Origin of the sequence: Roseburia porci (genome assembly GCF_009695765.1) — a bacterium.
Lineage (GTDB): Bacteria > Bacillota > Clostridia > Lachnospirales > Lachnospiraceae > Roseburia > Roseburia porci.
Genome location: NZ_VUNI01000007.1, coordinates 32,890 through 44,910, shown reverse-complemented (window position 1 = coordinate 44,910; position 12,021 = coordinate 32,890). Strand labels below are relative to the sequence as shown.

Here is a 12,021-nt window from a genome sequence, read left to right as displayed (position 1 = left end):
GTAACAACGATTTTTGTCCGAGAGTTCGGATGATCGGAAGACCAGATAAAGGAGCGTATTTATGGCTAAATACTTGGTAATTGTGGAATCACCTGCAAAAGTTAAGACAATTAAGAAATTTCTGGGTAAGAACTATGAAGTCGTTGCATCGAACGGACATGTGAGAGATCTTCCAAAGAGTCAGCTTGGAATTGATGTTGAACATGGATTTGAACCAAAATATATAACAATTCGTGGAAAAGGAGAAATCCTTGCCAAATTAAGGAAAGAAGTAAAAAAAGCAGATAAAATATATCTCGCAACTGACCCTGACCGTGAGGGGGAGGCTATTTCATGGCATTTGAGCACTGCATTGAAACTGGAAGATAAAAATGTCTGCAGAATCAGCTTTAACGAGATTACAAAAAGTGCTGTGAAAGCATCCCTTAAGAATCCAAGACAGATTGATATGGACCTTGTAGATGCACAGCAGGCAAGACGTGTGTTAGACCGTATGGTAGGTTATGAGATCAGTCCTGTACTCTGGGCGAAGGTGAAAAGGGGACTGAGTGCAGGACGAGTACAATCGGTAGCACTTCGTATTGTGTGTGACAGAGAAGAAGAGATCAATGCATTTATTCCGGAAGAATACTGGAGTCTTGATGCACAATTACAGGTGGAAGGCGAGAAAAAACCGCTGATCGCCAAGCTGTATGGAAAGAATAAAGATAAGATCAGTATTTCCTCCAAAGAGGAGATGGATCAGATTCTGAAAGACCTTGAACATGGTGAATTTAAAGTACTGGATGTAAAAAAGGGCGAGAGAGTAAAGAAGGCACCACTTCCGTTTACGACGAGTACACTTCAGCAGGAAGCATCAAAAGCACTGAATTTCCCAATCTCCAAAACAATGAGAATTGCGCAGCAGTTATACGAAGGTGTGGATATTAAAGGACAGGGAACGGTCGGAATTATCACTTATCTTCGTACGGATTCTGTCAGAATCTCAGAAGAAGCAGATGCCGCTGCCAGAGAGTTTATTGGAAATAATTATGGAAATCAGTATCTTTCAGCGGGCGGTGGAACAAAGAGCAAATCCGCAAAGATCCAGGATGCGCATGAGGCAATCCGCCCTTCGGATATCAACAGAGTTCCGTCGGAAATAAAAGAGTCCCTGACCAGGGACCAGTTCCGGCTTTACCAGCTGATCTGGAAACGTTTTGCAGCAAGCCGTATGGCAAATGCAGTATATGAGACAACGACAGTCAATATCGGACAGGGTGAATATCGTTTTCATGTATCCGCATCAAAGGTAGCTTTTGACGGATTTATGCTTGCCTATGTAGATTCGGATGATGAAAAAGCTGTGGGAAATGTTTTATTAAAATCAATTGATGAGAATACAAAACTTTCTTTAAAGGAATTTGAACCGAAACAGCATTTTACACAGCCACCGGCACATTATACGGAGGCGTCGTTGGTAAAAACACTTGAAGAACTTGGAATTGGACGTCCAAGTACTTATTCACCTACGATCACGACGATCATAGCACGAAGATACATTACCAAAGAAGCCAAAAATTTATACGTTACCGAAATTGGTGAAGTTGTAAATTCAATTATGAAAGAATCATTCCCGACAATTGTGGATGAACATTTTACAGCGAATATGGAATCCCTTCTTGATGGTGTTGAAGAGGGAAAAGTAAACTGGAAAGCAGTTGTTGCGAACTTTTATCCGGATCTGGAAGAGGCAGTTCAGAAAGCTCAGAAAGAACTGGAAAAAGTCACCATTGAAGATGAAGTTACCGATGTCATCTGCGAGGAATGCGGACGGAATATGGTAATTAAATACGGACCACATGGAAAATTCCTTGCATGCCCGGGATTCCCGGAATGCAGAAATACAAAACCGTATTTTGAGAAAATTGGCGTAAGCTGTCCGAAATGCGGCAAGGATGTTGTAATCAAGAAAACGCGGAAAGGCCGTAAATATTATGGCTGTGTGGATAATCCGGAATGCGATTTCATGAGCTGGGGCAGACCGGTCAATGAAAAATGTCCAAGATGTGGCGGCTATATGGTAGTAAAAGGAAATAAAATCGTCTGTGCAGATGAACAATGCGGATATGTCATGGACAAAAAGGATGATTCGAAAGAAAAATAGATACAGATATAAAAATTTATTGAATTGTCAGAAAGTTTGTGTTAAACTACATTCAGTTGAAGAGAGTAGTTAATCATAGGAGGAATAGCATGAGCGTTCAATTGTTAGACAAAACAAGAAAAATTAATAAGCTACTTCATAATAACAGCTCTTCCAAGGTCGTTTTTAATGATATATGTGAGGTTCTTACTGGAATACTGAATTCGGATATTCTTGTAATCAGTAAGAAGGGAAAAGTTCTTGGCTCAAGCATTTGTAAAGGTGTCGATGAGATTCAGGAACTGATCGTGGATGAAGTTGGGGGTTACATCGATCCGGTTTTGAATGAACGTCTTCTTGGAATTTTATCAACAAAAGAAAATGTTAATCTTGAAACATTGGGATTTGGAGACGAAAGCAGAAAATACCGCGCAATTATTACACCAATCGATATTGCAGGAGAGCGGTTGGGAACTCTTTTTGTATACCGGGGAAATGGAGAGTATGATATTGATGATATCATTCTTACAGAATACGGCACAACGGTAGTTGGACTTGAAATGATGCGCTCTGTAAACGAAGAGAGTGCGGAAGAAGCCAGAAAAGTGCAGATCGTAAAATCTGCGATCAGTACACTTTCATTTTCAGAACTTGAAGCGATTATTCATATTTTTGACGAACTGGACGGAAAAGAAGGAATCCTTGTTGCAAGCCGCATTGCAGACCGGGTTGGAATTACAAGATCCGTTATCGTGAATGCTCTGCGCAAATTTGAAAGTGCAGGTGTAATCGAATCAAGATCGTCTGGTATGAAGGGGACGTATATTAAAGTTATGAATGATGTTGTTTTTGATGAACTGGACAAACTGAAAAAACATAAAAGTTTATGATCATGCTTATGGCTGTATCGCTTTAAAAACAGATAAAAGAACTTATATTTTGTATAGGTTCTTTTTTACGTATAAAATTGCACAAAAAGTCTTGAGTTTTTTTGCTTATATTATATACTAAATATAGTAGGTTTGTACTAAAGTGAGGAGATGAGAATATGCTGACATCGAATGCGTTTAATTATGTGAATGTCCTTGATAAGGCTGCGGATGCAAGCTGGACAAGAAAGAGCGTAATTGATAACAATATTGCGAATGTAGATACTCCGGGTTACAAGAGACAGGAAGTGGACTTTGAAAGTGTCCTGAAAAGAGAACTTGGAGATTATAAATATGAATCATTGAATTCAAAGATTAATCATGTCAATCTGTCAAATCTGCATGCAGATACCTATACAGATTATGCAAATTATTCCTATCGTATGGATGGCAATAATGTCGATATTGATGTGGAAGAAACAGAACTTGCTTCTGAACAGATCAAATATGAAGCACTTACTTCAAGTATCAGTTCAGAGTTTGCACGAATGAAAGCCGTGATCAGTTAATGAAACAGGAGGATAGAGATGGGATTATTTCAGTCGTTTAATATAAATGCATCTGGAATGACAGCAGAACGTTTTCGTACTGACATCATTTCAGAGAATATTGCAAATGTGAATTCGACATCGACAGAAGAAGGCGGACCATACCGCCGTAAGATCGTCACATTTGCGGAAAAGCCGGTAACACCGTTCAGCCAGTATTATTCTGCATCCAAGAATAAAGCTGTTGGAAATGGAGTAAAGGTTTCTTCCGTTACGAGAGACTATTCTACGGATTTTACAGAAGAATATGATCCATCGAATCCGGATGCGGATGAGAATGGATATGTATATTATCCAAATGTGAATACCGTTACAGAAATGACCAACCTGATCGATGCAACGCGCGCTTATGAGGCTAATGCGACTGCTTTTAATGCAAGCAAGAGTATGGCAGAGGCGGGATTACAGATCGGCAAATAATAGATAACACAGGAGAAATTTATGGATATTTCAGTATTAAATGGCGTGACATCAGATTATTTGAATAATTTCGCACAAAATGAATCCCTGGTTCAGAAAAAAGATGACTCGTTTAGCTCCGTGCTGTCTTCAGCAATGGACGCAATTGATGAGACAAACGATCTTCAGAATGATGCAGAATCAGAAACGATTCGTTTTGCACTTGGAGAATCCGAGAATACACATGATTTACTTATTGCGCAGACAAAGGCACTTACAGCATTACAGTATACGACAGCGGTAAGAGACAAGATGATTGATGCGTATAAAGAAATTATGCAGATATCAATCTGATGAACCAACAGACAAGATTTTAAAGGAATGTAAGGGGAATTTTAAATGCCAGAACAAGTACAAAAGATTCTGAACAGAATTCTGGAATGGTGGAAAAAGTTCAATACAAAGCAGAAAGCACTTTTGATCAGCAGTACGGCGGTTGTACTGGTGGCGCTTGTGATTCTTGGGATTGCAGTGACGAAACCGACCTATGTGCCGCTTGTGACCTGCGAAGATACTTCAAAGGCATCCGAGGTTAAAACGGTTCTTGACGGAGATGGCAGTATTGATTATAAAGTTTCGGATGATGGATTGACATTTCAGGTAAATCAGAAGAACGAATCAACGGCGAAGATTTTGTTGGGACAGAATAATATTCCGTCCGAGGGATTTTCTATCGATGATGCGGTCAATGGAAGCTTTTCCACAACGGAGGCTGACAAACAGAAAAGATATAAAGTGTATCTGGAAGATAAATTTGCAAAACATCTGGAGTCTCTGGGCTCTGTTAAGTCTGCAAATGTTGACCTGACACTTCCGGATGATGACGGAACGATTCTTTCTAAAGATGAGCAGGCAAAAGCAGCGGTAACATTGGAATTATCAGGAGATCTGAGCGAAGACCAGGCTTATGGCATTGCACGGTTCATTGCTACTGAGATTGGCAATGAATCGACAGACGGAATTACGATTCTTGATCAGAATGCAAATGTGTTATATTCCGGAGCAGATTCGGATTCTGCGATCGGAACTGCAAGTACGCAGCTTTCCTATAAACAGAAACAGGAAAATATGGTCAAAGATAAGATCAAGGATGTCCTCGTTGAAACCAAAATCTATTCTAATGTAGAGGTGGCTCCGAACCTGGATATCAATTTTGATAACACAGAGACGGCAACACATGAGTATAGCGCTCCGGATGGACAGACGGACGGAATGGTATCATCGAAAGATGAATATGAACAGGAGACCACAAACAGCGGAGGCGGAACTCCGGGAACGGATTCCAATGACGCAAATTCCTATGTGACACAGGACAATGAGAATTCGTCGTCTACAACATCTGAGACCAAAACACAGTATCAGAATAACGAGAAGATCACCAAGACAACAAATGCTGGCGGCAATATCAATTATGATTCCTCATCCGTTTCTATCGTCTGCACGAGATATGTTGTTTATGATGAAGAGACAATGGATAAGGCGGGAGAACTGAAAGGTACAACATTTGATGAATTTGTTGCGCAGAACAGTGATCCGGTACAGGTGACGGTTGATGATTCACTGAAGGAAATGATTGCAAATGCAACCGGATTTTCAACAGATGCGATTACGATTTTATGCTATCAGCAGCCGGAATTCCATTATAAGGATAAGAGCAACAGAACATTGACAGATATATTCCAGATCGCTTTGGCAGTACTTATTTTTGCACTGCTTGGTTATGTTGTTTTCCGGAGTACAAGAAAAGAGCCGGAACCGGAACTGGAACCGGAACTTTCGGTAGAATCTCTGCTTTCTTCTACTGCGGAGGCACAGCAGGATGAACTGGAAGATATTGGATATAATGAGAAGTCAGAGACAAGAATTCTCATTGAAAAATTTGTAGATGAAAATCCAAATGCGGCAGCATTATTACTGCGCAACTGGTTAAATGAAGATTGGGAGTAGTTTTTCATGAGCGAGACATATACAGGCGTACAAAAGGCGGCAATTCTTTTAATAGCATTAGGACCGGAGAAATCCTCAGCAATTTTTAAACATCTGAAAGAAGATGAAATTGAGGAACTGACACTTGAGATTGCCAATACAAGAAGTGTTTCACCACAGACAAAGGAAGATATTCTGAATGAATTTTATCAGGTCTGTCTTGCCCAGCAGTATATTGCAGAGGGTGGTATTGGATACGCAAAAGAATTACTGGAAAAATCACTGGGAGACGAAAAAGCACAGGATGTTATTTCCAAACTGACAGCTTCCCTTCAGGTTCGGCCTTTCGAGTTTGTGAGAAAGACAGATCCAAGCCAGCTGCTTAACTTTATTCAGGATGAACATCCTCAGACGATTGCGATGATTCTTTCCTATTTATCGCCTGCCCAGGCATCTATGGTGCTTGGAGCACTTCCACCTGAAAAACAGGCGGATGTTGCAAAAAGAATCGCTTTAATGGATCGTGCATCACCGGATGTAATTAAAGAGGTGGAAAAAGTGCTTGAAAGAAAACTGGCTTCACTTGTCAACCAGGATTACACGATCGTTGGCGGTGTAGATGCGATTGTTGCAATCCTCAATTCAGTTGACCGTGCAACAGAAAAACATATTATGGAATCGCTTGAAATTGAAGAACCAGAACTTGCAGATGAAATCCGCAAGAAAATGTTTGTATTTGAGGATATTCTGTTACTTGATGACCGTGCAATTCAGAGAGTACTGCGTGATGTTGAAAATTCAGATCTTGCGCTTGCACTTAAGAATGCAACCGAAGAGGTACAGAATGTTATCTTTAAGAATCTGTCCAAACGTCTTGCTGCAATGATCAAGGAAGACATGGAATTCATGGGACCTGTTCGTATGAAAGATGTTGAAGAGGCTCAGCAGAAGATTGTAAGTGTAATCAGAAAACTGGAGGATTCCGCTGAAATCGTTATTTCACGAGGCGGAGGTGACGATATCGTTGTATAATGTTGTAAAACAAAATTACGTAGTTCGTTCCGATGAAGGTACGCGTTTTATTAATTCCGATGAAGTATTGGAACATAAACTGGCATCGGAAAGAGAAAATCAGGAGGCGGCTGCTTATGGAGAAAACGCCGAGGGTCAGAACATGGCGGAACAGCCGACAGCGGAGCAGGTTCTTCAGGCTGCAAGAATACAGGCCGGGCTGATTGAAGGAAAAGCCAAAGACGAAGCTGATAAAATGCTTGAAAGCGCAAAAGATCAGGTGCTTACTTTGTTTGAAGAACAAAGACAGGCCGGATATGCTGAGGGAATGCGGCAGTTTGAGGAAGAACGCGAACAATTGCGTGAGCAATTGGAAGATGAGTATTCGAAGAAGAAAGATGAACTGGTGAAGGAGTTTGATACAAGAAAAGAAACTCTGGAAAATGATATTGTTGATGCTGTGATACAGGTTTTTGACAAGGTGTTCCATATCCAGTTCGAAAATAAAAAAGAAATTTTGATCTATCTGATTAAAAATATGATTGATCATAATGAAAATGACAAGAATTTTCATGTGAGAGTATCGCCTGAAAATAAACAGTATCTGTCAGAACATCCGGAAATTATTGCGCAGGAATTTTCGGATCAGATCATAATTGATTATATTGCAGATCCTGCGCTGGATAATACAGAATGCACGGTGGAAACAGATTCCGGAGTGTTTGACTGCAGTATTGATACAGAATTTCAGAATTTGATCAGAGATATAAAATCTCTGTGCTAGAATGCTTTGAGTTGGAGAATGTTTGGTGGTTAAAGAAGCAGAAAAATACCTTCAGCTTTTAGACAGAAGTTATTACAAAAGCTATGGTAAAGTTACAAAAGTTGTAGGACTGACAATTGAATCGGTTGGACCTGAGGCGAGATTGAATGACCTTTGCCGCATTTATCTGAATAAGGACAAAACTACATCTGTGATGGCAGAAGTAGTTGGATTTCAGGAAATGCGGCTGATTTTGATGCCACTTGATAACGTTGAGGGCGTTGGAATTGGATGTACTGTTGAGAATACAGGACATCCTTTGTCTGTTATGGTGGGAGATGAAATCCTTGGGCATACACTGGATGGAATCGGAAGACCGACGGATACCAGCGATCTGGAAACCAACCTCTATTATCCAGTTGAGGCAGATCCGCCAGATCCGATGGACAGAAAAATTATCAGCGAAGTTCTCCCACTTGGCGTGAAAGCAGTGGATGGACTTATTACGGTTGGAAAAGGACAGAGAATCGGAATTTTTGCCGGTTCAGGAGTCGGAAAAAGTACGCTTCTTGGAATGTTTGCACGTAATACCAAAGCGGATATCAATGTAATTGCACTGATCGGTGAACGAGGAAGAGAAGTACGCGAATTTATTGAACGTGATCTGGGGCCGGAAGGAATGGCAAGATCGGTTGTTGTTGTGGCAACCTCTGACAAACCGGCATTGATTCGAAAAAATGCGGCAAAAACAGCCACGGCGATTGCTGAATACTTCAGGGATCAGGGGAAAGATGTACTTCTTATGATGGATTCCCTGACACGTTTTTCGATGGCTCAAAGAGAGATTGGACTGGCCTCTGGAGAACCACCGGTTACCAGAGGGTATCCGCCGAGTGTGTATTCGGAAATGCCAAAGCTTTTGGAACGTGCCGGAACTTCGGAAAATGGATCGATTACGGGACTATATACGGTGCTTGTTGATGGTGATGATTTTAACGAACCGATTACAGATACTGCGAGAAGTATTCTCGATGGACATATTATGTTAGACCGGAAGCTGGGACACAAAAATCATTATCCTGCAATTGACGTTTTACAGAGTATTTCAAGGGTAATGAGCGCGATTGCAACGAAGGAACATAAAGAGCTTGCAGGAAAACTGAAAAATGTTCTTGCAACATATCAGGAAGCAGAGGATCTGATCAATATTGGTGCATATAAGAATGGTTCCAATCCGGAAATTGATTATGCAATTCAAAAAATTGCTGCAGTAAACCAATTCCTCTGCCAGGGAACCGATGAAAAATTTACGTTTGAGGAAGAAATTGAACTTTTGAAACAGGTTTTTGCTGAGTAGGAGTATGAATGGCGAAGTTTAGATATCGGATGCAGAATATCCTTGATATAAAAAGAAAACTGGAAAGTCAGGCGAGAGTTACTTTCAGTCAGGCAAATGCCAGATATCTTGAGGAAGAAGAAAAACTTCAGACTCTTGTTCTGGAACGTCTGAAATATGACAGCGAACTTAAGGAACAGCTTTCCGGTAATCTGGATATTTTACAGGTGAAACGTGCAAGAGAGAATGCAAATACAATGAAAACGCTTGTCCGCCGTCAGATGATGGAGGTACACAAAGCTGAAATGACATTGGAGGCGGCAAGGGAGGAACTTGGTATTGTCATGAAAGAAAGAAAAACTCAGGAAATACTAAGAGATAAAGATTTTGAAGAATTCAAAAAAGAATTAATGCGCCAGGAATCAAAAGAAATTGATGAACTGGTAAGCTATACATACAACCCGAACTAGAAGAAAGACAGAATTATCGGGAAGGAGATACGATATGGCAGAAGAAATGAATCCGAATGATTCACAGGAAACAAAGGAAAAAGAGCTTACAAAAGAAGAACGAAAAGAACAGAAACGACGCGAAAAAGAAGAAAAGAAGTTAGCTAAGAAAAAAGGCAAAAAACAGGGCGAGGATCAGGACGAGGAAGAAGAAAAGACAACCGGAAAGGTGGTTATTTTCTTCGTAACATTATTAATTATACTGATCTGGCTTGGAATTATTGCAATTCTTATTAAGACAGATGTCGGTGGATTTGGTTCTTCTGTGCTTTCTCCAATGCTTAAGAACGTACCGTATGTGAATAAAATACTTCCGGCGTCAAGTGAAGCGGTTACGGACGGTTCGCAAACGACAGAGGAATATCCGTATGAATCATTAAACGATGCAATTAACAGAATCAAAGAACTTGAGGTTGAAGTAGATAATGCTGCTGCAACAAAACAGCAGGATGATGCAACGATTGCAGACTTACAGGCTCAGGTAGATGATCTTTCAAAGTATAAAGATGAACAGGCAGCTTTTGAGGACGAAAAAGAAAAGTTCTATGAAGATGTTGTCTTTTCGGATCAGGCTCCGGATATAAGCCAGTATAAGGCTTATTATGAGAGTATTGATCCGGCAAATGCAGAGGTCCTGTATAAACAGGTGGTAGAGCAGCTTACGTATGATTCTGAAGTTGAGGATTATGCGAAAACATATGCATCCATGAAACCAAAAGAAGCAGCGGCTATTTTTGACACAATGACAGATAACCTGAGCCTGGTCGCAAATATTCTATCGGCGATGGATACGCAGTCAAGAGCGGATATCCTTGGAAAAATGAATTCGGATACAGCAGCACAGGTTACAAAACTGCTGGAACCGGAACAACAGCAGCAACAGTAGGACAGACGTAATGCTGAATAAAGCAAGAAAGGAGGAAGGATGATGAAAACGATGGATGTAATGCAAACAAACGCAGTAAATGCAGCAAATAGCAATGGAATCGGAAAGACTTCCAGCGCACAGAAGAGTCCGGCAAAAACGGAAACATTTTCCGGAATGCTCAGACAGTATGGAAAGACACCGGCAAATACGGTGAGCCAGAGTCAGACGCCGGATCATTCACTGACAGACACAAAACAGATGACATATCCTGTGAAGCAGAACCAGATACAGCCTGCAAAGAAGCTTTCGGTTGAAGAAACGGTTCAGAATAATAAGGATACCGTTGAGGATGTTACGAATCGCATTGTCCAGACAATTGCAGAAGATCTGAATGTGGATGAACAGCAGATTGCAGATGCGATGGAAACGCTTGGACTGACGGTGATGCAGCTACTGCAGCCACAGAATCTGATGGAACTTGTGCAGACAATTACCGGAACAGATAACCCGGCAGAATTACTTTTGAATGCAGATTTTCAACTTGTAATGAAAGATATGTCCGACCTGACAGGAAAAATTCTGCAACAGCTGGATCTGGGCGAAAATCAGTTAGATGAATTGGTGGATGCGATGCAACCGGCAGAAGAAATGCAGACAGTTGATGTCAACCCGCAGGAACCGGATGTTTTACAGAATGTATCAGAAAATCAGCAGATGAATCAGCCGGATGACTCGAACGTTATGGAAAATCAGAATATGACGGAAGAACCTGTTACGGAAGGAATGAATGAGATTCATCAGGAAAGTGTCTCGAAAAATTTACCGGTCGATGAGATTGAAACGGATCAAAGTCGGGAAACAAAGACTCAGACATCGGTGGAAATTGAGGTACAGGATCAGCCACTGGATAGCATTCATGAACAGACGGAGTCAGGAAATCCTGAGATGAATCAGAAAAAAGATGAATCGCAGATGAATGAAAATGTTCTTTTAAACGGAGCAGCAACATCACAGATAGAACCGGAGAATGTTTTTACGGTTGAAAAACAGGATACGACAGTTCATATGAATGTGATCGACATGATCGAGCAGATTGCAGAACAGACAAAAGTTACACTTTCGCAGGATGTTTCAACAATGGAAATGCAATTAAAGCCGGAGAATCTCGGAAGGGTTTATCTTGAAGTCTCTACAAAAGAAGGCGCTGTTCGTGCACAGATTGCAGTACAGGATGAGATGGTAAAAGAGGCACTTCAGACACAGGTTGCAACACTTCAGGAAAAGTTGAACCAGGCGGGTGTGCGTGTTGATGCAGTAGAAGTTACTGTAGCATCGCATCAGTTTGAAAAGAATCTGGAACAGGATCAGAAACAACAGGAAGATCCGAATACAGATCAGAATCATTCCGAAAGACGTGGAAGAAATCTGAAGCTGGATGAACTGGATGGAATGAACGGACTGATGACAGAGGAAGAACAGCTTGCAGCACAGATTATGAAAGACAATGGTAATTCCGTTGATCTTACAGCATAGAAGAAAGGAGATGA

Annotated in this window: 12 protein-coding genes; all 12 read left to right on the top strand. The window is 40.9% G+C overall.

From position 1 onward, the window contains the following. Window positions 1-61 precede the first annotated feature (61 nt). Window positions 62-2,146, top strand: a complete 2,085-nt coding sequence (gene topA, locus FYJ75_RS05875) for a type I DNA topoisomerase (RefSeq protein ID WP_154429536.1) — start codon at window positions 62-64, stop codon at window positions 2,144-2,146. 89 nt (window positions 2,147-2,235) lie between these two features. Then, window positions 2,236-3,015, top strand: coding sequence for a GTP-sensing pleiotropic transcriptional regulator CodY (gene codY, locus FYJ75_RS05870; protein WP_154429535.1), 780 nt, complete (start codon window positions 2,236-2,238; stop codon window positions 3,013-3,015). Window positions 3,016-3,173: 158 nt separating this feature from the next. Next, window positions 3,174-3,563 (top strand): flagellar basal body rod protein FlgB, encoded by a 390-nt coding sequence (gene flgB / locus FYJ75_RS05865; RefSeq protein ID WP_154429534.1) that lies wholly within the window; start codon window positions 3,174-3,176, stop codon window positions 3,561-3,563. A gap of 18 nt (window positions 3,564-3,581) precedes the next feature. Beyond that, complete coding sequence (gene flgC, locus FYJ75_RS05860) at window positions 3,582-4,022, top strand: flagellar basal body rod protein FlgC (RefSeq protein WP_154429533.1); 441 nt, start codon at window positions 3,582-3,584, stop codon at window positions 4,020-4,022. A 21-nt stretch (window positions 4,023-4,043) separates the two neighbouring features. Next, on the top strand, window positions 4,044-4,355 hold the full coding sequence (fliE, locus tag FYJ75_RS05855; protein WP_154429532.1) for a flagellar hook-basal body complex protein FliE: 312 nt from the start codon (window positions 4,044-4,046) through the stop codon (window positions 4,353-4,355). A gap of 45 nt (window positions 4,356-4,400) precedes the next feature. Continuing rightward, window positions 4,401-6,008: a flagellar basal-body MS-ring/collar protein FliF gene (gene fliF / locus FYJ75_RS05850; protein ID WP_154429531.1), complete on the top strand. Its 1,608-nt coding sequence runs from the start codon at window positions 4,401-4,403 to the stop codon at window positions 6,006-6,008. A 6-nt stretch (window positions 6,009-6,014) separates the two neighbouring features. After that, window positions 6,015-7,019, top strand: coding sequence for a flagellar motor switch protein FliG (gene fliG, locus FYJ75_RS05845; RefSeq protein ID WP_154429530.1), 1,005 nt, complete (start codon window positions 6,015-6,017; stop codon window positions 7,017-7,019). After that, window positions 7,000-7,782: a FliH/SctL family protein gene (locus FYJ75_RS14640; protein WP_154429529.1), complete on the top strand. Its 783-nt coding sequence runs from the start codon at window positions 7,000-7,002 to the stop codon at window positions 7,780-7,782. Before fliG ends, FYJ75_RS14640 begins: the two co-directional genes overlap by 20 nt. A gap of 22 nt (window positions 7,783-7,804) precedes the next feature. Next, window positions 7,805-9,118 (top strand): flagellar protein export ATPase FliI, encoded by a 1,314-nt coding sequence (gene fliI, locus FYJ75_RS05835; RefSeq protein WP_154429528.1) that lies wholly within the window; start codon window positions 7,805-7,807, stop codon window positions 9,116-9,118. An 8-nt stretch (window positions 9,119-9,126) separates the two neighbouring features. Continuing rightward, entirely contained in the window at window positions 9,127-9,567 is a 441-nt protein-coding gene (gene fliJ, locus FYJ75_RS05830; protein WP_154429527.1) for a flagellar export protein FliJ, read from the top strand. A gap of 34 nt (window positions 9,568-9,601) precedes the next feature. After that, window positions 9,602-10,492, top strand: coding sequence for a MotE family protein (locus FYJ75_RS05825; protein ID WP_154429526.1), 891 nt, complete (start codon window positions 9,602-9,604; stop codon window positions 10,490-10,492). A gap of 42 nt (window positions 10,493-10,534) precedes the next feature. Beyond that, window positions 10,535-12,007, top strand: a complete 1,473-nt coding sequence (locus FYJ75_RS05820; protein ID WP_195838951.1) for a flagellar hook-length control protein FliK — start codon at window positions 10,535-10,537, stop codon at window positions 12,005-12,007. Window positions 12,008-12,021: the final 14 nt, after the last annotated feature.

Excerpts from the sequence above, each read along its gene's own strand:
- topA (WP_154429536.1), top strand. The coding sequence starts at position 62 with ATGGCTAAATACTTGGTAATTGTGGAATCACCTGCAAAAGTTAAGACA.
- codY (WP_154429535.1), top strand. The coding sequence starts at position 2,236 with ATGAGCGTTCAATTGTTAGACAAAACAAGAAAAATTAATAAGCTACTT.
- flgB (WP_154429534.1), top strand. The coding sequence starts at position 3,174 with ATGCTGACATCGAATGCGTTTAATTATGTGAATGTCCTTGATAAGGCT.
- flgC (WP_154429533.1), top strand. The coding sequence starts at position 3,582 with ATGGGATTATTTCAGTCGTTTAATATAAATGCATCTGGAATGACAGCA.
- fliE (WP_154429532.1), top strand. The coding sequence starts at position 4,044 with ATGGATATTTCAGTATTAAATGGCGTGACATCAGATTATTTGAATAAT.
- fliF (WP_154429531.1), top strand. The coding sequence starts at position 4,401 with ATGCCAGAACAAGTACAAAAGATTCTGAACAGAATTCTGGAATGGTGG.
- fliG (WP_154429530.1), top strand. The coding sequence starts at position 6,015 with ATGAGCGAGACATATACAGGCGTACAAAAGGCGGCAATTCTTTTAATA.
- fliJ (WP_154429527.1), top strand. The coding sequence starts at position 9,127 with ATGGCGAAGTTTAGATATCGGATGCAGAATATCCTTGATATAAAAAGA.
- FYJ75_RS05825 (WP_154429526.1), top strand. The coding sequence starts at position 9,602 with ATGGCAGAAGAAATGAATCCGAATGATTCACAGGAAACAAAGGAAAAA.
- FYJ75_RS05820 (WP_195838951.1), top strand. The coding sequence starts at position 10,535 with ATGAAAACGATGGATGTAATGCAAACAAACGCAGTAAATGCAGCAAAT.